At 55.7% G+C, this 23,489-nt stretch carries 23 protein-coding genes; 5 read left to right on the plus strand and 18 right to left on the minus strand.

Annotated elements, in window-relative coordinates; translation table 11 throughout:
* Positions 1-40: 40 nt before the first annotated feature.
* From pspG to ACNQ0W_RS20530, 4 genes are all read right to left on the minus strand, one after another.
* Positions 41-283, minus strand: a complete 243-nt coding sequence (pspG, locus tag ACNQ0W_RS20515; RefSeq protein WP_017382623.1) for an envelope stress response protein PspG — start codon at positions 281-283, stop codon at positions 41-43.
* 136 nt (positions 284-419) lie between these two features.
* Positions 420-1,415 (minus strand): tRNA dihydrouridine(20/20a) synthase DusA, encoded by a 996-nt coding sequence (gene dusA / locus ACNQ0W_RS20520; protein WP_062933764.1) that lies wholly within the window; start codon positions 1,413-1,415, stop codon positions 420-422.
* An 82-nt stretch (positions 1,416-1,497) separates the two neighbouring features.
* Positions 1,498-2,784, minus strand: a complete 1,287-nt coding sequence (gene traF, locus ACNQ0W_RS20525) for a conjugal transfer protein TraF (RefSeq protein ID WP_228465305.1) — start codon at positions 2,782-2,784, stop codon at positions 1,498-1,500.
* Between the two features lie 192 nt (positions 2,785-2,976).
* On the minus strand, positions 2,977-3,465 hold the full coding sequence (locus tag ACNQ0W_RS20530) for a cupin domain-containing protein (RefSeq protein WP_062933779.1): 489 nt from the start codon (positions 3,463-3,465) through the stop codon (positions 2,977-2,979).
* Positions 3,466-3,580: 115 nt separating this feature from the next.
* Here ACNQ0W_RS20530 and zur point away from each other — a divergent pair, with 115 nt between their 5' ends.
* Positions 3,581-4,093 carry a zinc uptake transcriptional repressor Zur gene (gene zur, locus ACNQ0W_RS20535; RefSeq protein WP_062933766.1) on the plus strand — a complete coding sequence of 171 codons (513 nt, stop codon included), beginning with the start codon at positions 3,581-3,583 and terminating at the stop codon, positions 4,091-4,093.
* A 47-nt stretch (positions 4,094-4,140) separates the two neighbouring features.
* Here the strand turns inward: zur and ACNQ0W_RS20540 are convergent, their stop codons facing one another.
* The 4 genes from ACNQ0W_RS20540 to ACNQ0W_RS20555 form a co-directional block, all read right to left on the minus strand.
* The gene (locus ACNQ0W_RS20540; RefSeq protein ID WP_003860314.1) at positions 4,141-4,350 is read right to left on the minus strand and encodes a CsbD family protein; all 210 of its coding nucleotides are present in this window, start codon (positions 4,348-4,350) and stop codon (positions 4,141-4,143) included.
* Positions 4,351-4,469: 119 nt separating this feature from the next.
* The gene (gene dinF, locus ACNQ0W_RS20545) at positions 4,470-5,807 is read right to left on the minus strand and encodes an MATE family efflux transporter DinF (RefSeq protein WP_062933767.1); all 1,338 of its coding nucleotides are present in this window, start codon (positions 5,805-5,807) and stop codon (positions 4,470-4,472) included.
* A 63-nt stretch (positions 5,808-5,870) separates the two neighbouring features.
* On the minus strand, positions 5,871-6,479 hold the full coding sequence (gene lexA / locus ACNQ0W_RS20550; protein WP_062933768.1) for a transcriptional repressor LexA: 609 nt from the start codon (positions 6,477-6,479) through the stop codon (positions 5,871-5,873).
* 108 nt (positions 6,480-6,587) lie between these two features.
* Entirely contained in the window at positions 6,588-6,956 is a 369-nt protein-coding gene (locus tag ACNQ0W_RS20555) for a diacylglycerol kinase (RefSeq protein ID WP_062933769.1), read from the minus strand.
* 154 nt (positions 6,957-7,110) lie between these two features.
* Here ACNQ0W_RS20555 and plsB point away from each other — a divergent pair, with 154 nt between their 5' ends.
* Complete coding sequence (gene plsB, locus ACNQ0W_RS20560) at positions 7,111-9,531, plus strand: glycerol-3-phosphate 1-O-acyltransferase PlsB (RefSeq protein WP_003860322.1); 2,421 nt, start codon at positions 7,111-7,113, stop codon at positions 9,529-9,531.
* Positions 9,532-9,623: 92 nt separating this feature from the next.
* On the opposite strand, the gene ubiA is transcribed toward plsB, so the two are convergent.
* The 5 genes from ubiA to malK all read right to left on the minus strand — a co-directional run bounded on the left by ubiA (position 9,624) and on the right by malK (position 14,685).
* On the minus strand, positions 9,624-10,490 hold the full coding sequence (gene ubiA / locus ACNQ0W_RS20565) for a 4-hydroxybenzoate octaprenyltransferase (RefSeq protein ID WP_015570176.1): 867 nt from the start codon (positions 10,488-10,490) through the stop codon (positions 9,624-9,626).
* A 12-nt stretch (positions 10,491-10,502) separates the two neighbouring features.
* Positions 10,503-11,000, minus strand: coding sequence for a chorismate lyase (gene ubiC, locus ACNQ0W_RS20570; protein WP_015570175.1), 498 nt, complete (start codon positions 10,998-11,000; stop codon positions 10,503-10,505).
* Positions 11,001-11,172: 172 nt separating this feature from the next.
* Positions 11,173-12,111 carry a maltose operon protein MalM gene (malM, locus tag ACNQ0W_RS20575; protein ID WP_032646870.1) on the minus strand — a complete coding sequence of 313 codons (939 nt, stop codon included), beginning with the start codon at positions 12,109-12,111 and terminating at the stop codon, positions 11,173-11,175.
* Between the two features lie 114 nt (positions 12,112-12,225).
* Positions 12,226-13,533, minus strand: coding sequence for a maltoporin (locus ACNQ0W_RS20580; RefSeq protein WP_026094413.1), 1,308 nt, complete (start codon positions 13,531-13,533; stop codon positions 12,226-12,228).
* A 42-nt stretch (positions 13,534-13,575) separates the two neighbouring features.
* The gene (gene malK, locus ACNQ0W_RS20585; protein ID WP_003860329.1) at positions 13,576-14,685 is read right to left on the minus strand and encodes a maltose/maltodextrin ABC transporter ATP-binding protein MalK; all 1,110 of its coding nucleotides are present in this window, start codon (positions 14,683-14,685) and stop codon (positions 13,576-13,578) included.
* A 371-nt stretch (positions 14,686-15,056) separates the two neighbouring features.
* Here malK and malE point away from each other — a divergent pair, with 371 nt between their 5' ends.
* The 3 genes from malE to malG all read left to right on the plus strand — a co-directional run bounded on the left by malE (position 15,057) and on the right by malG (position 18,817).
* Positions 15,057-16,247 carry a maltose/maltodextrin ABC transporter substrate-binding protein MalE gene (gene malE / locus ACNQ0W_RS20590; RefSeq protein WP_003860330.1) on the plus strand — a complete coding sequence of 397 codons (1,191 nt, stop codon included), beginning with the start codon at positions 15,057-15,059 and terminating at the stop codon, positions 16,245-16,247.
* A 120-nt stretch (positions 16,248-16,367) separates the two neighbouring features.
* The gene (gene malF, locus ACNQ0W_RS20595) at positions 16,368-17,912 is read left to right on the plus strand and encodes a maltose ABC transporter permease MalF (protein ID WP_045349134.1); all 1,545 of its coding nucleotides are present in this window, start codon (positions 16,368-16,370) and stop codon (positions 17,910-17,912) included.
* A 14-nt stretch (positions 17,913-17,926) separates the two neighbouring features.
* Positions 17,927-18,817 carry a maltose ABC transporter permease MalG gene (gene malG / locus ACNQ0W_RS20600; protein WP_003860332.1) on the plus strand — a complete coding sequence of 297 codons (891 nt, stop codon included), beginning with the start codon at positions 17,927-17,929 and terminating at the stop codon, positions 18,815-18,817.
* Positions 18,818-18,913: 96 nt separating this feature from the next.
* Here malG and psiE read toward each other — a convergent pair whose 3' ends face one another.
* The 5 genes from psiE to yjbE form a co-directional block, all read right to left on the minus strand.
* The gene (psiE, locus tag ACNQ0W_RS20605; RefSeq protein ID WP_000202963.1) at positions 18,914-19,324 is read right to left on the minus strand and encodes a phosphate-starvation-inducible protein PsiE; all 411 of its coding nucleotides are present in this window, start codon (positions 19,322-19,324) and stop codon (positions 18,914-18,916) included.
* Positions 19,325-19,502: 178 nt separating this feature from the next.
* Entirely contained in the window at positions 19,503-21,599 is a 2,097-nt protein-coding gene (locus ACNQ0W_RS20610) for a YjbH domain-containing protein (protein ID WP_062933770.1), read from the minus strand.
* Positions 21,599-22,336 (minus strand): capsule biosynthesis GfcC D2 domain-containing protein, encoded by a 738-nt coding sequence (locus ACNQ0W_RS20615; RefSeq protein WP_062933771.1) that lies wholly within the window; start codon positions 22,334-22,336, stop codon positions 21,599-21,601. Before ACNQ0W_RS20615 ends, ACNQ0W_RS20610 begins: the two co-directional genes overlap by 1 nt.
* On the minus strand, positions 22,333-22,971 hold the full coding sequence (locus ACNQ0W_RS20620; RefSeq protein WP_062933772.1) for a YjbF family lipoprotein: 639 nt from the start codon (positions 22,969-22,971) through the stop codon (positions 22,333-22,335). The genes ACNQ0W_RS20615 and ACNQ0W_RS20620 overlap by 4 nt, the downstream gene beginning before the upstream one ends.
* 63 nt (positions 22,972-23,034) lie before the next feature.
* A complete protein-coding gene (yjbE, locus tag ACNQ0W_RS20625; protein ID WP_003860341.1) occupies positions 23,035-23,277 on the minus strand; it encodes an exopolysaccharide production protein YjbE in 243 nt (80 codons plus the stop codon).
* Positions 23,278-23,489: the final 212 nt, after the last annotated feature.

The raw sequence follows: 23,489 nt of genomic DNA on the forward strand, positions 1-23,489 counted from the left end.
GCCGGAAAAGTTGCAGGTATGTGACGTACCCCTCAATACCTTAGTAACGGAAGCGGTTATTACGCTGATAAGTGGGCAGTTTTGGCGATTTAATCGCCCGTATCGCCCATACCACTGCAATCGCCAGAAGTAACCACGGCAAGAGTTTAATCGTCAGGGCAAATAAACCGCCGACAAACATCACCACCGTGGCCACAACGAGCGCGGCCAGAATACCGAGCAGCGACACGCCCGTGACCATCAGCATGATAAAGAAGCCAATCACAAAAAGTAGTTCCAGCATGGTGCTCTCCCACGAGTTCCCGAATGATGCTGCGATCATTACAAGAAGCATGCCAAAAATAAGTCGTTGTTCTGAAAGCAAAACTCCCCGCAATGTTTTGCAGGGCGTGGCGTATTTGACCATCTTTTAGCGAAATTTAACGTTTATCCGCAACCAGACGCAACGCGTGTTCCAGGACCTCAATATCCGCACCGGCTTTATGCGCGTTCTCGCTGAGATAACGACGCCACTGGCGCGCGCCCGGAATGCCCTGGAACAGGCCAAGCATATGGCGGGTAATGTGGCCCAGATAGGTACCATTACTCAGCTCGCGCTCAATGTACGGATACATGGCGCGCACTACCGCCACGGGATCGGTGTCAGCACCATCAACGCCAAAGATTTCCCGGTCAACCGTCGCCAGAATGCCCGGATTCTGATACGCCTCGCGTCCGACCATCACGCCATCCATATGTTCGAGATGCGCTTTGGCCTCGTCCAGCGACGTAATACCGCCGTTGATCGACATGGTCAGGTGTGGGAAGTCGCGTTTCAGCTGGTACACGCGCGGGTAGTCCAGCGGCGGGATCTCGCGGTTTTCTTTCGGACTGAGGCCAGAGAGCCAGGCTTTACGGGCGTGGATGATAAACATCTCGCATTCACCCTTCCCTGATACGGTGTTGATGAAATCACACAGAAACTCGTAGCTGTCCTGGTCGTCTATGCCGATACGGGTTTTGACCGTGACCGGGATAGAGACGACGTCGCGCATCGCTTTGATACAATCCGCCACCAGATGTGCATTCCCCATCAGACACGCGCCGAACATACCGTTTTGCACTCGGTCGGACGGGCAACCGACGTTGAGGTTAATCTCGTCATAGCCGCGTTCTTCAGCCAGCTTCGCGCACTGCGCCAGCGCAGCCGGATCGCTGCCGCCCAGTTGCAGCGCAACCGGATGCTCCTCTTCGCTGTACGCCAGATAATCGCCCTTGCCGTGAATAATTGCGCCGGTAGTGACCATTTCGGTGTACAGCAGCGTATGGCGGGAGAGCTGACGCAGGAAATAGCGGCAGTGTCTGTCCGTCCAGTCGAGCATCGGCGCAATGGAGAAACGGTGTGCAGGGAAAACGGTCTGGAATTCTGACGACATGGCGAAGTTTTAAGCATCTGGTGGAAAAGGGGCGCTACTATAGCACAAAGAAAAGCCGGAGGCGCAGCGCCTCCGGTGTACTTTAAAACGTCATGCTCAACTGTGCCCCTGCGCCCCAGGTCTCGTCTTCGCCATAAAGCCCCATCAGGTCAACGTGGACGGAGTTGAACGGCGCGAAACCGACACCGCCGGTAAAGACGTTGCTGTCGTTCCCTTTCATATCCGCACGATAACCGGCGCGTACTGCCAGCCAGCTCAGTGGCGTGACTTCGGCACCAACGCCAACGTACTGGGAGGTGTCTTCACTTTTAAAGCCCTTGGTTTCGGTCAGATCGCCGTCTGCGGTCAGTGTGACCAGATCGTTGTGCCAGGCGGCCCCGGCAGTGACCAGCGGACGGATCTGATAGGTGTCTTTATAACTCACCACCTCTCCCGTGCGCCCGTTGCGGATGCGGATATCTTTGGTATCGATATCGCGCGACATCAGGTTTTGCCCGCTCACGCCGACCGTCCAGTTTTCGCCGAAATCAGCAGCAATACCGGCATCGACGTTGAAGCCAGTGTCGTCGGTACGGTAGCGGCTGTCGTTCCACTTATTACTGTCGTAATCGTAGATTGAGGTGGTGTAGTTATAGAGCCAGGTTTTTTGCAGCTTCGGAGTGACGCCAACGGAAACCGGAACGCCGCCAAGATCGAACTGACGGGCCACCGCAATACCGTAGTCGGACACAATCGCCGCCCGACCAGACGCCGTAGAGTTAAGGTTTTTGGTGATCTGATCGGTACCGTTTAGCGCGGCATCCAGCGCCACACCGGCAGCAATCGCATCGCTTCGTTGTATACCACGCAGATAGTCAATGTCCTGCTGATCGATTGAAGAGCTGACCCGGCCATGGGCATAGCCTTTTGCCATAAAGGCCACGGAAAGAACATCGTTAGGGATACTGACGGCAATCCCCGCCCCTGCGGTGGCGTGTGCGGTTTTGCCTTTCAGGTAGTCCAGTTCATCAGCGAGATCTTTCGCTGCGCCCTGGAACTGATTGATCGAACCTAATGGATTGGTGATAACTTCAATAGGGGTCAGACTATCAACCACATCCTTGTAATGATTGATTTTGTCGTTAATGGTATCAATCTCGTCCTGAAGATTGTCTTCATCGGTCACCTGCACGCCAACGGACGGTAAAATAACCGTCACATCATCCTCGGGCTTAGATTTTGCCAGTAATGCGGGGTTGATTAACGCCCCACTGCCATAGCTCCCTGCCGCGACACCCGTTCCGCCCATTGCGTCGCTACGCGCTTCCGTCCAGGTATTGGCTGCTCCCGCCTGATTTGCCATAAAAAAGGAGACAGCGATGCTAACCATCGAAAATTTAAAATGTTTTTTCACAGTGTGCTCGTAAATAGTTTGTTATTAGTTAACCCTGTCTGTTATCACCCAAACAGGAACGAACTATTGCTGTGAATAAGTGCAAAAAGACCCGCTATTTCCTTAAGTTAAATTCCATCCCGGCCTGTTGTAATATGTGACGACCATCAATATTTATAGAAGAGGAAATTATTTTCGCCCAGGTTTTCCATCGTGCGGCCCAAAAAACTGAGGCGGATGGTCGACCCAGCGGTCTTCGCGCGTCGCGGCATACACCGGATTGAGCGGATAGTAGATGCGGTTATGTTTTTTATTGGCCTCACCCACCACCAGTAAGCGCACCTCTTCATCGGTATTGTTGATAAAGGTGTGACACACGCCCGTCCCGGCTGGAAATCCCACGCTGTCTCCGGGTTCGAGCTTCCATAAATAGCCATTGATCCAGGCCTCAGGGTAACCCTCCAGAACGTAAACAAACTCCTCTTCGTCGCTTTCCGCATGCGGATAAGACGTACGGCGTCCGGGTGGCAGCCGTTCATGGTGAATACCAATGCGGCCGAGACCCAGCCTGCGGGCCAGCGGCGCGCCAATAGAAAAACGTTCGTTGCTGTCAGGATACGTTGCGTCATCAGCGCCTTCCACGTCCCGCCAGTGCCGAATACAGTCAGGTCTTTTCATCATGCGATCTCCCGATTTGCGATGCGTCAGGTATAGCACAGCCTGGGGATCTCGGTGTTTTTAGCAGAACATGATAAAGTGAAGGTTTTCACCCTTACCACATCCGAGGTGCCCGATGGACAAGTCCACAAAAGAGCTGTTAGCGCAAGCTGAAAAGCTGTGCGCGCAACGCAATGTGCGCCTGACCCCGCAGCGCCTTGAGGTACTGCGTCTGATGAGCCTGCAACAGGGCGCCATCAGCGCCTACGATCTGCTCGATCTGCTGCGTGAAAGCGAGCCGCAGGCAAAACCGCCGACCGTTTATCGGGCGCTGGATTTTCTGCTGGAGCAAGGGTTTGTGCATAAAGTGGAATCAACAAACAGCTATGTGCTGTGCCATCTTTTTGACCAGCCAACTCACACATCCGCCATGTTTATCTGCGATCGCTGCGGTGTGGTGAAGGAAGAGGGTGCGGAAGGTGTGGAAGATATTATGCATACGCTGGCAGCCAGAATGGGCTTTGCGCTGCGCCATAACGTGATTGAAGCCCACGGCTTATGTTCGGCCTGCGTGGAGGTGGAGTCATGCCGTCATCAGGATGTCTGTCAGCACGATCACTCTATCCTGGTGAAGAAAAAGCCGCGTTAAAGCCAAAGAAAAAGGCGGCTCAGGGCCGCCCTTGGGGATAGTGCCGGTTACCAGCGGTAGTCGTTACGGGTTTCCCAGTCTTTGACTTCGTTTTCCGCCTGATCTTTTTCGTAACCGTAGCGCTCCTGGATTTTACCTACCAGCTGATCGCGCTTACCTTCAATGACGGTCATATCGTCATCTGTCAGCTTACCCCACTGTTCTTTCGCTTTACCTTTGAATTGCTTCCAGTTGCCGCCGATTTCGTCTTTATTCATAATCGTGTCCTCGTGTTAAGCGTCTATGAGTATCGCCCGCTACGTTCTTTTCTGCTGGACGTGATTATTATTGTAGTTAAGGATTCGGCGGTTGTTTTTATATTCGGAATCTTTAACCGTTACGATATATCGTGCGGGGCTGGAAACCAGGTATTGTTTCGCCAGTGACGATGCCAGATAACAGCCAGCGAAAGGCCACGCAGTGAGAGAAACACCGCCAGCGCCAGCCACAGACCATGATTGCCGAGATACGGCAGGGTCAGCAGCGTCAGGCCGAACCCCGCCGCCGCCACGGCCATGCTGTTGCGCATCTCCGCCCCTCGCGTCGCACCAATAAACATGCCGTCCAGCAAATAGCACCACACGCCCACCACCGGTAATACTACCTGCCAGAGGATGTAGCGATCGGCCAGCTCACGTAGCGCGGGCAACGAGGTGAGTAGCGCGACAATATGCCCACCAAAACAGGCGTACACCAGAGCAAAGACCAGCGCTACCAGGCCCGCCTGACGACAGGCAGCACGCCAGACCTCACGTAACTGGCCGCTTTCACGCGCGCCATAGGCCTGCCCTGAATGCGCCTCGACGGCGTAAGCAAAACCATCCAGCGCATAAGCGGTAAAGGTCAGTAACGTCATGAGCACTGCGTTGACTGCGACGATTTCAGGCCCAAGACGCGCACCAAAAACGGTTAAGGCGCCAAAGCAGAGTTGCAGCAGGAGCGAACGGAGCATGATGTCGCGATTAAGCGCCAGCAGCTTACGAATGTTGCCGCGCCAGGCCGATTTCAGCAGATCCAGGTTGATACCGCGCATCACCAGCACGCGCCAGACCATCCCCAAACCGATCAGCAGCGTACCGTACTCGGCAATCGCCGTGGCCAGCGCCGCGCCCCGGACGTTCATGTGCAGCCCCATCACCAGCCAGAGATCGAGCACAATGTTAAGCAGGTTGCCCACCACCAGCAGGATCACCGGCGCACGGGCGTACTGCACGCCCAGCAGCCAGCCCAGCAGGACCAGATTTGCCAGTGAAGCGGGCGCGCTGAGCCAGCGAATTTCGAGGAACCGCCGGGCCTGTTCCAGTACGGCATCGCTGCCGCCTACAATATGGAGCGCAAGATCAATCAGCGGCGTACGCAACAGAACGATTAACGCACCGGCACCGAATGCCAGAATGAGCGGCTGAACCAGCGCACGCGCCAGACGCAGAGGATCTTTTGCACCATACGCCTGGGCCGTCAGGCCTGTCGTACTCATGCGCAGAAAAAGCAGCAGCATAAAGAGGAAGCTGGTCGCCGTTGCGCCGATCGCGACGCCGCCGAGATAAATCGGCGAATCGAGATGCCCGATAACCGCCGTATCCACCAGCCCCAGCAGAGGAACGGTAATATTGGAAAAAATCATCGGTAGCGCAAGACGCCACAACGCCTTATCGGCAGAAGTCAGCAATGCCATGGAAATTACCGGAATCAGAAAACAGGCCAGGCTGTAGAGGAACTACAGCCTGTCAGGAAGAGATTACAGCCATTCACCGTTGCGGATAACGCCGACCGCCAGCCCTTCAATAGAGAAGCTCTGCTCGCGGAGATCCACCACAATCGGGGAGAATTCATTGTTTTCAGGCAGAAGCTGCACAGTATTGCCTTGTTTTTTCAGGCGCTTAACCGTCACTTCATCATCAATGCGCGCCACCACGACTTGCCCGTTACGCACGTCCTGCGTTTTGTGTACCGCCAGCAGATCGCCATCCAGAATACCGATATCTTTCATGGACATTCCGCTAACGCGCAGCAGGAAATCGGCGCTCGGCTTGAACATGCCTGGGTCAACCTGATAGTGCCCTTCGATGTGCTGCTGCGCCAGCAGAGGTTCACCTGCCGCTACGCGACCCACCAGCGGAATACCGTTCTCTTCTTCCACCAGCAGACGAATGCCGCGTGAGGCGCCGGAAACAATCTCAATCACGCCCTTACGCGCCAGCGCTTTAAGGTGCTCTTCGGCAGCATTAGGAGAACGGAAGCCCAGACGCTGCGCAATTTCTGCACGCGTGGGTGGCATACCCGTCTGGCCGATATGATCCCGAATGAGATCAAACACCTCTTGCTGCCTGGTCGTTAACGCTTTCATACCGCCCCCTGGGTGTATATACAGTTATGCTGTGAGTATATACAGTCAAAGGCGATTTTGGAACCAAAAACTGCACAAAAAACCAGGGACTTAATTATTCCTCGAGGCTCATCGGAAATGCGACCAAAGCAGCGTGACCCAGGTGATCGTCGCAGTGATAATCGCCAGCAGTACGGCAGCGGAACCCATGTCTTTCGCCCGGCCAGACAGTTCATGGAATTCCGACCCGATTCGGTCAACAACGGCCTCAATAGCGCTATTAAGAATTTCCACTATCATCACCAGAAGGACAGATCCGATGAGCAGTACGCGGGTGATAGCATCAACATCAAGGAAGCAGGCGATGACAACGGCAACGATTGCAGCAACCGCCTCCTGGCGGAAAGCGGCTTCATTAACCCATGCCGCGCGGAAACCTTTCCATGAATAACCGGCAGCTTTAATGATTCGAGTTAACCCAGTGGTATTATTGGCCATTAAAAGAACCTTTTATGATAAATAGCGTCTGTAACTAAAGCCGCAGCGCGTTTTGCTGCAACCTGAAGTATGACGGGTAACAACAGAAATTTTGCGCGCTTTCTGTTATCCTTGCGCCGCAATTGCATTATTAACCAGAGGCTTTACATCGTTTATGTCCGGCTGGCCACGAATTTACTACAAATTACTTAATTTACCATTAAGCGTACTGGTAAAAAGTAAGTCTATCCCAGCAGAACCTGCGCTGGAATTAGGGCTCGATACGTCGCGCCCTATTATGTACGTTTTGCCTTATAACTCGAAGGCAGACCTGCTGACGCTTCGCGCTCAATGTCTGGCGCACGATTTACCTGACCCGCTCGAACCGCTGGAAGTCGACGGTACGCTGCTGCCGCGCTACGTGTTCATCCATGGCGGACCGCGCGTGTTCACCTATTACACGCCGAAAGAAGAGTCCATTAAGCTGTTCCATGATTACCTTGATCTGCACCGCAGCAACCCCGATCTGGACGTGCAGATGGTGCCGGTGTCGGTGATGTTTGGCCGCCGTCCGGGGCGTGAAAAAGGGGAAGAGAACCCGCCGCTGCGTATGCTCAACGGCATTCAGAAGTTCTTCGCCGTCTCCTGGCTGGGACGCGACAGCTTTGTCCGCTTCTCACCTTCTGTTTCACTGCGCCGCATGGCGGATGAACACGGCACTGACAAAATCATTGCGCAAAAGCTGGCGCGCGTTGCGCGTATGCACTTTGCACGTCAGCGTCTGGCGGCCGTTGGGCCACGTCTCCCGGCGCGTCAGGATCTGTTCAACAAGCTGCTGGCTTCCAAAGCGATTGCCCGTGCCGTAGAAGATGAAGCGCGCAGCAAGAAAATTTCGCACGAGAAAGCGCAGCAGAACGCAATCGCGCTGATGGAAGAGATCGCCGCGAACTTCTCCTACGAGATGATTCGCCTCTCTGACCGTATCCTCGGCTTTACGTGGAACCGCCTCTATCAGGGGATTAACGTCCACAACGCCGAGCGCGTGCGTCAGTTAGCGCACGACGGCCACGAAATTGTCTATGTGCCCTGCCACCGCAGCCACATGGACTACCTGTTGCTCTCTTACGTGCTCTATCACCAGGGGCTGGTGCCTCCGCATATTGCTGCCGGTATCAACCTGAACTTCTGGCCAGCAGGCCCGATTTTCCGCCGTCTGGGTGCGTTCTTCATTCGTCGTACCTTCAAAGGTAACAAGCTCTACTCCACCGTCTTCAGGGAGTATCTGGGCGAGCTGTTCAGCCGCGGTTATTCCGTGGAGTACTTTGTTGAAGGTGGTCGCTCGCGTACCGGTCGTCTGCTCGATCCGAAGACCGGCACGCTGTCGATGACCATTCAGGCCATGCTGCGTGGCGGTACGCGTCCTATCACGCTGGTGCCTATTTACATCGGTTATGAACACGTGATGGAAGTGGGCACCTACGCGAAAGAGCTGCGCGGTGCGACCAAAGAGAAAGAGAGTCTGCCGCAGATGCTGCGTGGGCTGAGTAAACTGCGTAACCTCGGCCAGGGCTACGTGAACTTTGGCGAGCCCCTGCCGCTGATGACATATCTGAACCATCATGTTCCGGAGTGGCGCGAGTCTATCGATCCTATCGAAGCGGTACGTCCGGCCTGGCTGACGCCAACGGTCAACGGCATTGCATCCGAGCTGATGGTACGCATCAACAATGCTGGTGCGGCAAACGCCATGAACCTGTGTTGTACTGCGCTTCTGGCCTCTCGCCAGCGTTCACTGACCCGTGAGCAGTTGACCGAGCAGATTGATTGCTACCTGGATATCATGCGCAACGTGCCGTATTCCGTGGATTCGACCGTGCCGTCTGCCACCGCCAGCGAGCTGATTGATCACGCGTTGCAGATGAACAAGTTCGAAGTCGAGAAAGATACGATTGGTGACATCATCATTCTGCCGCGCGAGCAGGCTGTGCTGATGACCTACTACCGCAATAACATCACGCATATGCTGATGCTGCCGTCGCTGATGGCGGCCATTATTACCCAGCACCGCCGTATTTCGCGTCAGGAGCTGCTGCGCCATATTCAGGCCATCTACCCGATGCTGAAAGCGGAGCTGTTCCTGCGCTGGAGTAAGGATGAACTGGCGGCAGAGCTCGATAAAATGACGGCAGAGATGCATCGTCAGGGGCTGATTACCATCAGTGATGATGAACTGCATATCAATCCGTCACGTTCCCGTACCTTGCAGCTCCTGGCTTCCGGTGCGCGTGAGACGTTGCAGCGCTACGCCATTACCTTCTGGTTGTTGAGTGCAAACCCGTCAATCAACCGCGGTACGCTGGAAAAAGAGAGCCGGACGCTGGCCCAGCGCCTTTCCGTTCTGCATGGCATTAACGCCCCGGAATTCTTCGACAAAGCGGTATTCAGCTCCCTGGTGCTGACGCTGCGCGACGAAGGGTACATTAGCGATACGGGCGATGCCGAGCCGGAAGAGACGATGAAGGTTTATCAGATGCTGGCAGAGCTGATTACCGCGGATGTGCGTTTGACGATTGAGAGTTCGACGCAGGGCGAGTGACGCTAAAGCCGGGTGGCGCTAACGCTTACCTGGCCTACATGTTCCGCTAAATCGTAGGCCGGGTAAGGCGAAGCCGCCACCCGGCTTTTTTATCACCAGTAACTCATCGCCAGGCCCAGAAACAGCACCAGCCCAACGTAGTTATTATTCAGAAACGCTTTAAAGCAGGCTTCACGCTCGCGCTTCGCAATCAGCTTCTGCTGATACGCAAACAGCAGCCCCGCCACCAGTACGGACCAGTAAAACTCCCAGTTCAGCCCGTTCAGGCGACCAATCGCCACCATCAGCGCCAGCACCGCCACCTGCAATATGCCGATGATCAGTTTGTCGTGACGACCAAACAGGATCGCCGTCGATTTGATGCCAATCTTGAGATCGTCATCGCGATCGACCATCGCGTATTGGGTATCGTACGCAACGGCCCAGAGAATATTCGCCAGGAACATCAGCCAGCAGCTGAGCGGAACGGACTCGCTGACCGCGGCAAACGCCATGGGAATCGACCAGCCAAATGCCGCACCCAATACCACCTGCGGCAGATGGGTGTATCGCTTCATGAACGGGTAAACCCAGGCCAGCGCCAGAGCAGCAACGGACAACAGAATGGTCATGGTGTTAAGGGTTAACACCAGCATGAATGAGAGCAGCACCAGCACCACAAACAGAATGCGCGCCTCTTTCCCGGTCACCTGACCGCTCGGCAGAGGACGATTCGCGGTGCGCTTAACATGTCCATCAAATTTCCGGTCAGCATAGTCGTTAACCACACAGCCCGCAGCGCGCATCAGCCAGACGCCCGCCACAAACACCGCCAGGATCCACAGCGGCGGCACCCCCGGCGTGGCAACCCACAGCGCCCATAAGGTCGGCCACAGCAGCAGCAGCGCGCCAATGGGTTTATCAGTACGCATCAGGCGGTGATAGGCCAGCAGCTTATTCTGCGTCAGACTCCACTCCATTTTTTCTCCCTCTTAGTACAACGGCGATGCAGGCAAAAAGAGTTCCGTCAGTATTAACGGCTTGCCACTCAAACGAAGGCGGGAACGGCGCCCCCACAAATCGGCATCGCAACCAATTTCAATAAAATCACGGGTCAGTTCAGACGAGGTGAACAGATAGCGCCCCAGGGGCGTTTTGCCGAGGCGTTGCAATGCCAGCTCCGGCCCGGAAAGTGTAGACTCAGGAACCACCGTCCGCCCGGCAAGCCACGGCTCGCCATCGGCACACAGTAAAATTTCACGCAGCCAGTAGCGTTCTTCCTGCGGCAGCAGCGGCAGCTCGCTGGCAATCTCCGCAGGCGAGACAAACCCTTCCTGAATCATCGTCACCGTGACCGTTTTACCCTGTTGCTCAAAACGTTTTGTCATGGAATCTTCCAGCAGCAGCCAGTCCAGTTGCTCCGGGTCAAGCGCGGGTATTTGGTCGAAATAGCGTAGCGCACGCAGCTGCGTGAGCGCGGGGTGTGACATGCCAGACTCTCCGATACATAACGTAAAGGCATTGTATCGCAGATTGGCAAAATGAGGACGGACAAACCAAATTTAGCGATCACTATCGCAACAATGGTGCAACTTAGCCAAAAAAAGTGCGCCCGTGAAGGCGCACTAAACGACTAACAAAATCAGCACTGTGGGGAGACGGTTACCCCTTGCCTTTTACACTGCTGATAAAGGTGGAACGGGCAGTGGTTGAACCTAAACGCTCGGCTTCATCAAGCAGTTTCAGCGCTTTATCGACATCGCCGTTTTTAACCGCCTGCTTGATGGCGTTGTTAAAGTAAGTTTCAGTATCGTTAAGCACCGGCTCGGCTTTTTTCGCCGGGGCCGGAGCTGCGGCCGGTGCTGCGGCAGGCGCGGCATATACAGGCGCGGCAGTATTACCCACCGTTACCGGACCCGGGCCAGATGAGCCAAACAGCGGGCCTACGAGTACGCTGGAGGCGCTGTTGGTGGAGACTTTCAGCTTGATCAGACCATCGGTAGTATGACGGGCAAGCGGGTCCGGAATATCCGGGACAGAGTTCCCCGTGCCTTTCGCATAGGCTTTTGCCGGATCGACCAGCTTCGTGGTTTGCTGCAAATCTTTTTCAGTTGTGAACACCAGGACATAAATCTTCTGCTGACCCAGGGCTGGCGTCAGGCGCATAACGCCTTCCAGCCGATCGGCGCTCATGACGCCAGGCTCCTGATAGCTGAAATAGTCGCTTGGGAAGAATGCGGATGGCGTCATGTTCTGATCGAGGATCAGCACGTTAGGCGCGAAGACGCTGGTCTGCTTATTGACTTCACTGGTCAACGTCAGGGTCAGCTCGCCGATATTCGCCGGCACGCTGAACGCCGCAACCGGACCGCTGATACCCGGCACGTTCAGTGACTGGCCCCCCGCTGAAAGCTGGGTAGTTTGTGTTTTCGATTGATCAACTGGCGTCCACACCAGTTGCTGAAGTGCCGCAGCCGGAATAGCTGGCGCAGCACTGGTATTTTGAGGAACAAAATTCACATCTGCATAGGTGACCGCAGGCGCACAGGCCAACAGCCCCGCAGAGAGGCACAGCGCGACGAGACTTTTCTTCATTTTCATTGTTATTACCTCTGATAGCGTGAGCACTGCGGTGGCCAGGCAATAGCGCGCAGCACCCTAAGGAGAGAGGGGCTTGCGCCCCTCTTTTCAGGTTATTACGTCAGGCTTGACGAATTACCACCAGATTTCCATCTGGGCGCCGAAGGTCCACTCATCGTTATCGCCACGGCTGAAGGTTTTCGCGGAGGTGTCGCTATACGCTACGCCAGAGGTGTAGCCCGTATCGCCGTTGTTCGCGTAGCCCCATTTCTCATCCCACTTCGCGTAGGTTGCGAAGACGCGGATAGCCGGACGGGACCAGATGCTGTCGCCTGCCTGCCATTGCTGTGCCAGGGTGATTTTGTACTGGCTGTTTTTGTCGTCAGTTTTCTGAGATTTAACGTTGTCGTAGCCCACTTCCAGCAAGGTGCTCATGATCGGCGTCCATTTGAACATTGGACGAACACCCACGGTCCACCACTCGGTACCGTTGTTGTTGTCACGATCGATGTTCTGGTACATACCGACGTACATCAGGTCCCAACGGTCTGCCAGGGTGATTGCACCGTGGTCCAGCACGCGCCACATAGAGCCGTCGTTATCGATGCTGCCGCCCTGTGGAATACCTTTACCGTTAGAGGTCATGGAGTCCGTACCGTATTGCAGCACGAACTTGTTGAAGCCTTTCATCATGCTCTGGGTGTGTTCAGCGGTGAACAGCCAGCCATCTTTAGAGGCGCCAGGTTGCAGATAGTAGTCGTCAGGAATGTTGGTATGACCGTAGTCAACGCCCAGCTCCAGCGTACCGCCCGGGTTGGTTTCCAGACCGGCTAAACGCACGTCGAAGACATCGTTTGGTACCACGTTGTCATAAATACGGTCACCGTTCGCATCACGATCGGCGAAGGTCGCAGAACCGCCGGACTCAGAAGAACGGGTCGCTGCCAGAGAGAGTTTACCAAAGCCCAGATCGATGTTTTCAATACCGGCACCAGGACCAGAGATATCCCAGTAGTAGAAGTCGATCATGTGTACGTCATGACGCTGATAGAAGCGCTTACCGGCCCAGATGGTAGAGCCTGGCAGCCATTCAATCAGGTTTTTACCCTGCACGTTAGCTTCACGGAAGGCCGGGCTGGTGGATTCCCAGTCATTCTGCTGAGAAACGGAGTACGCTACGTTGGTGTCGAAATAGAAGCTCTTGTCGCCTTCTTTCCACACTTCCTGGCCCAGTTTCAGTTCGGCGTAGGTTTCACATTCGTTACCGAGACGGTATTTACTTTGTGCGCCTGTTGCCTGGAAACATTGTTGTTCACCGCCACTTCCGGTCCAGCCAATGCCGGAACGAGCATAACCTTTAAAGTCTACGGCGCCCGCCTGGGCAGACAGGATGCCTGCCGCAATGGCGACAGCCAGAGGGACTTTGCGCAGAGTAATCATTATTCTATCTCCTGAGATCATTGCTTTTCTTTGTAATTGGAATGCTTAAACGCCTGGCTCTTTGTGCAACCGACGACATGCAGTGCCATCCTCACGGAACAGATGGCAACGCTCTGGCGGCAAACCGATAGCGAATGTGGCACCCTCTTCTACCAACACCACGTCATTCTGGCGGTAGACCAGGTTCTGACGGATGGCGGGGATCTGGATATGAATCTGTGTTTCGTGACCAAGCTGTTCGACGACCTGAACTTCACCTTCCAGCGTCACATCAGCGATGTGGCTCGGCAGTAAATGCTCAGGGCGGATACCGAGGGACATATTGGCCCCCACCTGTACGTTGGCGCTGTCGACCGGCAGCCAGACTTGCTGACGGTTTGGCAGCTCCACCTGTACCTGTTCAATGGCCGTCGCGGTCACTTTTACGGGCAGGAAGTTCATCTTTGGCGAGCCAATGAAGCCCGCAACAAAGCGGTCTGCCGGGTAGTGATACAGCTCCAGCGGTTTGCCCACCTGCGCCACGCGACCGGCGTCCAGCACCACGATTTTGTCGGCCAGCGTCATCGCTTCGACCTGATCGTGGGTGACGTAAATCATCGTGCGTCCAAGGCGTTTGTGCAGACGGGAGATTTCGATACGCATCTGGACGCGCAGGGCGGCATCCAGGTTAGAGAGAGGTTCATCGAGCAGGAACACGCGCGGCTCGGCCACCAGCGTACGTCCGATCGCCACACGCTGACGCTGACCGCCGGAGAGCGCCTTCGGTTTACGCTCCAGCAGATGTGCCAGCTGGAGCACTTCCGCCACCTGGGTGACGCGCTGGTTAATGGTCTCTTTTTTCGCGCCGGCCAGCTTCAGGCCAAAGGACATATTCTCGGCAACGGAAAGATGCGGATAAAGCGCATAAGACTGGAACACCATGCCCACGCCGCGTTCAGCTGGCGGGATGTCGTTCATTCGGGTATCACCAATAAACAGATCGCCACTGGTGATGGTTTCAAGACCGGCAATCATACGCAGCAGAGTCGATTTACCACAGCCTGATGGACCCACGAACACCACAAACTCACCTTCGTGGATGTCCAGATTGATGTCTTTTGACACCACAACGTCGCCCCAGGCTTTCGTTACATTACGCAGCTGTACGCTCGCCATGCCCTTCTCCCTTCGTTACAACCTGTCACCGACAGAAACATTCAAGATAAGTTCACTATGCGTGTTCCATTACTTTCGTGAATCCTCCACCCCCCGGCTTTTTTATGGGGGAGGAGGCGGGAGGATGAGAGAGCAGGCTCTGCGACCGCAGCGGAGGGGCCGAGGCGAAAATCGTGAAGCGGCCTGCAAAATTCAGTGGGTTTTTATGTGCGCCAGCACTCATAACTTAAATTTATGTTACAGGGATCACACAAACAGGGGGTGGGGCGTAGGGACTGGGAGGATGGAAAGAGGATGTCAAATAAGGAGACTGAGTCACGTTGAACCACCTTATGTATCCACGAGCACATCACCAATAAAGGATGGCAGATATGAAGATCAAGACTGGCGCACGCGTTTTCGCATTGTCCGCCCTCGCAGCAATGATGATTTCTGCACCGGCTCTCGCCAAAATTGAAGAAGGTAAGCTGGTTATCTGGATTAACGGCGACAAGGGCTATAACGGTCTGGCCGAAGTGGGCAAAAAATTCGAGAAAGACACCGGTATCAAAGTCACCGTAGAGCACCCGGACAAACTGGAAGAGAAGTTCCCGCAGGTTGCGGCCACGGGCGACGGTCCGGACATTATCTTCTGGGCGCATGACCGTTTCGGGGGCTACGCGCAGTCTGGCCTGCTGGCAGAAGTTACGCCAGACAAAGCCTTCCAGGACAAACTGTTCCCGTTCACCTGGGACGCCGTTCGCTATAACGGCAAGCTGATCGCTTACCCAATCGCGGTTGAAGCCCTGTCACTGATTTACAACAAAGACCTGGTGCCAAACCCACCGAAAACCTGGGAAGAGATCCCTGCTCTGGATAAAGAGCTGAAGGCGAAAGGTAAATCCGCTCTGATGTTCAACCTGCAAGAGCCGTACTTCACATGGCCGCTGATTGCTGCCGACGGCGGCTACGCGTTCAAGTTTGAAAACGGCAAATATGACGTGAAAGACGTGGGCGTGGACAGTGCGGGCGCGAAAAAAGGCCTGACCTTCCTGGTTGACCTGATTAAGAACAAACACATGAACGCGGATACCGACTACTCCATCGCGGAAGCGGCGTTCAACAAAGGCGAAACCGCGATGACCATCAACGGTCCGTGGGCCTGGACCAACATCGACAAGAGCAAAATCAACTACGGCGTGACCCTGCTGCCAACCTTCAACGGCAAACCGTCTAAACCGTTCGTTGGCGTGCTGAGCGCGGGTATCAACGCCGCCAGCCCGAACAAAGAGCTGGCGAAAGAGTTCCTCGAAAACTACCTGCTGACCGATCAGGGTCTGGATGAAGTGAACAAGGACAAACCGCTGGGCGCCGTTGCGCTGAAATCCTTCCAGGATCAGCTGGCGAAAGATCCACGTATTGCGGCCACCATGGATAACGCCCAGAAAGGCGAAATCATGCCGAACATCCCACAGATGGCTGCGTTCTGGTACGCCACCCGTACCGCCGTCATCAACGCTGCAAGCGGTCGCCAGACCGTCGATGCCGCGCTGAAAGATGCTCAGGGTCGTATTACTAAGTAAGCAGAAAAACGGCGGGTGGCGCATGCGCTTACCCGCCCTACGACTACGGCACGATCCGTAGGTCAGGTAAGCGCAGCGCCACCTGACGATAAGTTTCCACCGTTGTAGAGGAAGAACCCCATGGATGTCATTAAAAAGAAGCACTGGTGGCAAAGCGACGCACTGAAGTGGTCAGTGATAGGTCTGCTGTGTCTGCTGGTGGGTTACCTTGTTGTTTTAATGTACGTGCAAGGGGAATACCTGTTTGCCATCATGACGCTGATTTTAAGCTCGGTTGGCCTGTATATTTTCGCCAACCGTAAAGCGTACGCCTGGCGCTATGTCTACCCGGGTGTTGCCGGGATGGGGCTGTTTGTCCTCTTTCCGCTGATCTGCACCATCGCGATTGCCTTTACCAACTACAGCAGCACCAACCAGCTCGCGCAGGAGCGCGCCACCCAGGTGCTTCTGGACCGTTCTTATCAGGCGGGTAAAACCTTTAACTTCGGCCTGTATCCTGCGGGAGATGAGTGGAAGTTAGCGCTCACTGACGGTGAGAGCGGCAAAACCTATCTTTCCGACGCGTTCAAATTTGGCGGCGAGCAGAAGCTGGCCTTAAAAGAGGCTGCGGCCCTGCCGGAAGGTGAACGTGCCAACCTGCGTATCATTACCCAGAATCGCCAGGCGCTGACCCAGCTCACCGCCGTGCTGCCCGATGACAGCAAAGTGACCATGAGCTCGCTGCGCCAGTTCTCCGGCACGCAGCCGCTTTATACCCTGGCGGATGACGGCACGCTGACCAACAACCAGAGCGGCGTGAAGTACCGTCCGAACAACGATATCGGTTTCTATCAGTCGGTGAATGCCGACGGCAGCTGGGGCGACGACAAACTCAGCCCGGGCTATACCGTCACCATCGGCTGGGACAACTTTACCCGCGTATTTACCGATGAAGGCATTCAGAAACCGTTCTTCGCCATCTTCGTCTGGACGGTGGTGTTCTCGGTACTGACGGTGATCCTGACCGTGGCCGTCGGCATGGTGTTGGCCTGCCTCGTCCAGTGGGAGTCCCTGAAAGGCAAAGCGATTTACCGCGTGCTGCTGATTCTGCCCTACGCCGTGCCGTCGTTCATCTCGATTCTGATTTTCAAAGGGCTGTTTAACCAGAGCTTCGGTGAAATCAACATGATGCTGAGCGCGCTGTTCGGTATCAAACCGGCCTGGTTCAGCGACCCGACCACCGCCCGTTCGATGATTATCATCGTGAACACCTGGCTCGGGTATCCGTACATGATGATCCTGTGCATGGGGCTGCTGAAGGCTATCCCGGACGATCTGTACGAAGCCTCGGCGATGGACGGCGCGGGTCCGTTCCAGAACTTCTTCAAAATTACCCTGCCGCTGCTCATTAAGCCGCTGACGCCGCTGATGATCGCCAGCTTCGCCTTTAACTTTAACAACTTCGTGCTGATTCAGCTGTTGACCAACGGTGGCCCGGACCGTCTCGGCACCACCACGCCAGCAGGCTATACCGACCTGCTCGTGAGCTACACCTACCGCATCGCCTTCGAGGGCGGCGGCGGTCAGGACTTCGGCCTGGCGGCGGCGATTGCCACCCTGATCTTCCTGCTGGTGGGCGCCCTGGCGATTGTAAACCTGAAAGCCACACGTATGAAATTTGACTAAGGAGGGCACTGAACATGGCAATGGTACAACCCAAATCTCAGAAACTGCGCCTCCTCGCGACGCACTTAGGCCTGCTGATTTTCATCGCAGCGATCATGTTCCCGCTGCTGATGGTTATCGCCATCTCCCTGCGTTCGGGGAACTTCGCCACCGGGAGCCTGATCCCGGACGAAATCTCCTGGGAGCACTGGAAGCTCGCGCTGGGCTTCAGCGTGGAGCACGCGGATGGCCGCGTCACGCCGCCGCCGTTCCCGGTGCTGCTCTGGCTGTGGAACTCGGTGAAGGTGGCGACCATCACCGCGATCGGCATCGTGACGCTCTCCACCACCTGTGCTTACGCCTTCGCCCGCATGCGCTTCCCAGGCAAAGCGACGCTGCTGAAAGGGATGCTGATTTTCCAGATGTTCCCGGCCGTGCTGTCACTGGTGGCGTTGTATGCCCTGTTTGACCGTCTGGGCCAGTACGTGCCGTTCATCGGCCTGAACACTCACGGCGGCGTGATCTTCGCCTATCTTGGCGGCATCGCCCTGCATGTGTGGACCATCAAGGGCTATTTCGAAACCATCGACGGTTCGCTGGAAGAAGCGGCGGCGCTGGATGGGGCGACACCGTGGCAGGCGTTCCGCCTGGTGCTGCTGCCGCTGTCGGTGCCGATTCTGGCGGTGGTGTTTATTCTGTCGTTTATCGCGGCGATCACCGAAGTCCCGGTCGCCTCACTGTTACTGCGTGATGTAAACAGCTACACCCTGGCCGTCGGTATGCAGCAGTATCTCAACCCGCAAAACTACCTGTGGGGCGACTTTGCCGCGGCGGCCGTCCTCTCTGCCATCCCGATTACCGTGGTGTTCCTGCTGGCCCAGCGCTGGCTGGTCAACGGCCTGACGGCGGGCGGTGTGAAAGGTTAAGTTTCATTTGTTATGCCACTGCAACCCTCAACTTTAGACGTATTGTATTGAACCAACTTGTGACTGTTGTTAGGCGCTCTTCGGAGCGCCCTTTTTTTATTCGCGTTTCAGCCGTTTCGAGTTGCACAGCCAGAGGGTGATCACCAGCAGCAGGATCGCCGCCGAATAGATCAGCACGTCGAGCGGGGATTTATGATCGACGATGATCAGCCGCACAATCGCGGTGATGCCAATGTAGACAAAATAGCGCAGCGGGAAGTGAAAGCCGGACTGAAAGTACTTCACAATCAGGGCGATAAATTCGAAGTAGAGAAAGTAGACCACCAGGCCTTCCACCAGCGCATATTTGCTGGTTTGCTCAGGGGCGAACAGCACATCCGCCAGATGCACCGTCTCTTTACCCAGAAAAACGACCAGGATCAGGCCAAGGCTCAGCAGACCGAGGTTCAGCACGGTCTGGAGTATCGTTGAGATAAACTCAACGCGCGGACGCGTCAGGGATGTCATACAGCACCTCATTCTCCAGGGCGAGGTTCCTGTATAACGCAAAAATGTGACGGGGATCTATATTTTTTGTTTATGTTTTGTCCAGATGAACATTCTTGCCGGGCGGCACTGCGTTTGCCCGGCCTACAAAAACACTCTCGTAGGCCCGGTAAGCGCAGCGCCACCGGGCAAATAAGCATCAGCGGAAGTTAATGTTCTTATCGCTGGTCATATCATACAGCTGGAATTTACGTCCAAGCTGCTGGCCGCCGTCGCGCGTCAGCGGCGTCCAGCCCACTGCCGCACGGCTGCGGGTTGGGCCTGATGAGAACAGATCCAGCGGAATCGACACGTACACCCCTTTGGTGAAGTCCCCTTCCCCGTACTCGTCTGGCGAAACGTTGGTGAGGGTGGCATAGCCGCCCACCACGACGCCGCTGTCGAAGTGTTTGGAGATATCCAGCGTGCCGCCCTTATCGCCCGCCAGATACTGGCCGACGCTGGCTTTCACCAGCACGTCCTGCGCGAACGACGGCGTCCAGTAGGCGGTCAGGTGGCCGGTTTTGACGCTGTAGTCGGTGAACTTCATCATGTCCTGCGCGCTGCGCCAGTCACGCTGTTTCACGTAGTTAGCATCAATCCCAAATGCCCAGTTGCTGTCGACAGGACGATAAAGCACTTCTGCCCCGGCGCCGCCGAACATGGTTTCCAGATAGCCACCGTAAACCTGGCCGTAGAAGCCGTTGCCGAAGTACTGGAAGTAGTTGGCCTGGAGGTTATTCACGTAGATATCGTTCTGCACATATTCGCGAACGCGGGTACGCACGCGCGGCAGTTTTGAATCGTTCGGCGGGTTGGTGTAGTTAAATTTGTCGTAGTTGTTGGCAATGTTGCCGAACAGACTACCGGTGGTCAACAGGTGGTCGGTCACCCACAGATCCGCCGTCGCCATCGCGCCCAGCTGATACATGTAGAAGTTTTCCGGCCCACCCACGGACTGGTTCAGCACCGGATCGATATGGAAATCGAAGCGGGATTTATCGATATACCAGCCCTGCTCGGTGCTCTCTGGCACCACCGGCTCAACGCGTTTTTGCACCAGCTCGGTTTCATGTCCCAGCGGTTCGCCTTCAAGGTGACGCTTAAGGCTGGCAACATCGGTTTCGGTTGTAACCTGCGGCAGGTTGAGACGGTTCTCCGTCACGCGGATCGTGCGGATCCCCTCCGGCAGATCGTTCATGACGATCCGGTTGGCGCGCTCGATCCCTTCGCGGGAGTCGCGATATTTCACCTGCTCGCCGGTGACGTACAGCGTATCGCCTTTGGTCTGGATCTTCGGATCCGCCAGGCCCGCGTTATATTTCAGCAGCGTCAGCTGGTTCGCTACCACGGAGTGCTGAAGGATCGCATCCTGCGGCTCCGGCTGATATTTTGGCCGCGGGTTGTCATTGTAGTGCGGCCGCATGTCGTTAAAGTTAGTGCGCAGGGTAAAGCCAAACATCAGGGTATTACCGCGCTCATAGCTGAGGTTAACGTCGGCCCAGTCGGTGACGCGGTAAATGGCGCCGACGTTAAACTTGCTCTTTTGCTCAATTTTTCCGGCGAAGTCCTGCGAGTAGTCGTTTCCTTCGTACTCCAGCTTCAGGCGTAATGGCTGCCACGGTGTTTGATACTCAACGCCGCCAAACAGCGAGGCCGGGCCGTGGAACATCTGGTCCCCGTTGATGGAGCCCGCTTTCTGGTAGCTGTTATCACGGTAGCAGTATTTATCACTGTAGGAGCAGAACGGATTTTTGACGTTGCCGCTGGTGCCGAGATAGCCCCATCCCAGACCGAGTGAGAAATCAAACGGTCCCCAGGCTTTGCTGGCCACGATGTATTCCGCGTCAAACAGGCCGGTCCCGCCGATATCCTTCGCGCCAACGGAGACCTGCGGCATCCAGTAGCTCTCTTCCCACAGGCGCAGCTTCACGTCGAAGGCTTTGTCTTTGTAGGTCTGATCGCCGGAGAAGGACTCAACGCTGCTGTACTGTTTTGTACGCACGTCGGTATAGCGCAGCGTGGTCTCCAGCCAGGGGAACAGCTGCACGGACGCAGAGTAGTAACGGTACTGATCGTTATCGCGATAGTTAAGGCTGATTTCCCCCTCACGGGCCATACGCGCGGTCGGGGTTTGCAGTAAGCCCACGCCGCCAAAATCGGACTGCGACGGGCCGATGGGTGCCGGATACGTTTCTGCATGACAGGCGGCACTCACGCACAGTGCAAGCATGCTGTAGAGATAGGTTTTTTTCATTATTCCGGTATCCGCTGTATCAGGGAGCGAAGGATATCGGCATTAAGCCCGTCATACGCTTTCGTCCAGAAATGGTCGGCAAAACCGACAAAAATGATGCTGCCTGGCATAGGTTCGATATGGCGTTTATTCCAGTAAGCCACCGGCGCTTTCTGCGTATGCCCGTCCGGATAGACCACCCAGGCATAGCTGTTATCCGCTCCGCTGAGCAGGCTTTGCTCGTCGAGATAGCTCGCCACGTCCCGGCCCGGCGTAAACGGCTTTTTGCCAGGGCTGCTGAGAAGCCCCATCACGGTGACGGTGGAAGGTTGAGCCGGAAGCCACAGGGTATAGTCCCCTTCCAGCGACGGATTGCCGTTTTCCGCAACGCGCACCTCATCCGGATCGAGATTCACCTTCTGGCGCCCCGTCACCTTAACCGCCTGAAGCTGCTGACGCAGGCTAGTAATGGCCGCGGCATCGTCGGCATCTTCCTGTTGTGCCAGCCCGCTCAGTCGGGCGAGCAGCGCCTGATGTTTTTGTTCCGCGACGATCGTTGCCTGACGCTCGCTGATCACCGCCCCGGTCCACCAGCTTTTCGCCAGCCTCGGCTGCCCCACCAGATCGAGCAGATGCCCGGCATTGGTTAAGGTTTTAGGTTTTTCGCTGTCCGGAGTGTAGACCTGTACCGTTCCCGCAGACCACGCCAGCGACGAGGTCAGGCTGGCGAGAAGCGCAATGTGGATGAACATTTTCATGATTTCGCCGCCTTGATCAGGGTGGTCTTCACCGGGAAGAAACCGGCACCGAGATACTGTAAGGACTGGCGGATTTGCCCCTCTTCGTCCACCCAGAAGCGGTTATGCCAGGTGGCCTGATCGGTTGTCACCTCTTCATCCAGCACGCGCACCTGCGTTTCGTCGCTGCCCACTTTGACACTGTCCGTACCGTCCCAGCGGAAGGTGGAGCGGGCCGTGGCGTAGCGCACCTGTTTGTGCTCGGTCCAGCCCATCGTGCGCGTCCAGCTTGCGCCATCGACAATCTGATTCGGCTTGATGAGCGGATCTTCAGCCAGGTTGTTCACCTCAAGCAGGTTGTCGCCGCCGAGCAACGTTTTCACGATGCGGGAATGCTGCGTCACGATGGTGGCCTGATCCTGCGTCACCCATTTCTGCTGCCCGTTTTCATCGAAAGCGAGCACCACAAACAGTTGCGGACCATCGTTTAGCTGTATGTACTGGCTGGCATACGGCATGTTCTGAAGTTCGTCATCGGTCAGATGCACGCCCGGCGTGCCGAACATGCTGTCCCACAGTGAGTGGCCCAGCCCTTTGGTGGTAGCTGAGCACGCCTGCAACAGCAGGCAAATCAGGATGATTGCAGGTCGCTTCACGACTCTTCTCCGAAGGGGCGAAATAACCACACCGAAGTGTGGTTATGATTAAAACACCCGGTATTACTGGGTGCTGGTCGTCGTAGTGGTCGTGGTTCCGGTATTGGAGCCATCACCGCCACCGGTTGCCGCCAGCGCGACACCCACGGCTGAACTTACGGCGCTGGTGCTGGCTGCGGTAGAACTCCCCGCAGACGCAGACGTCGCTGCCGACCCTGCTGCTTCCCCGACCTGGACCGGAGCTGCATAGACAGACGTCGCCGCAAGCGCAGATATGGCAAAAATGCCATACAGTACTTTCTTCATAACAATTTCCCTTCAATGAATGAATGGAGATTTGCCCGAAAAGAAATTCAGGCGGATTCGAGTATACACAACTAAAGCAGTGGGTTTACCGTGGGGGTAAATAGGGGTGAGGTTTTCAGACTAATGGTTAAAAATGAAAAGAAAAAAGAAGAAATGAAATATATAAGCCTGTCTCTTATACACATCTCCGAGCCCACGAGACATACGCCATT

It is taken from the genome of Enterobacter cloacae complex sp. 6730903 (genome assembly GCF_048283985.1).
Taxonomy (GTDB): domain Bacteria; phylum Pseudomonadota; class Gammaproteobacteria; order Enterobacterales; family Enterobacteriaceae; genus Enterobacter; species Enterobacter hormaechei_C.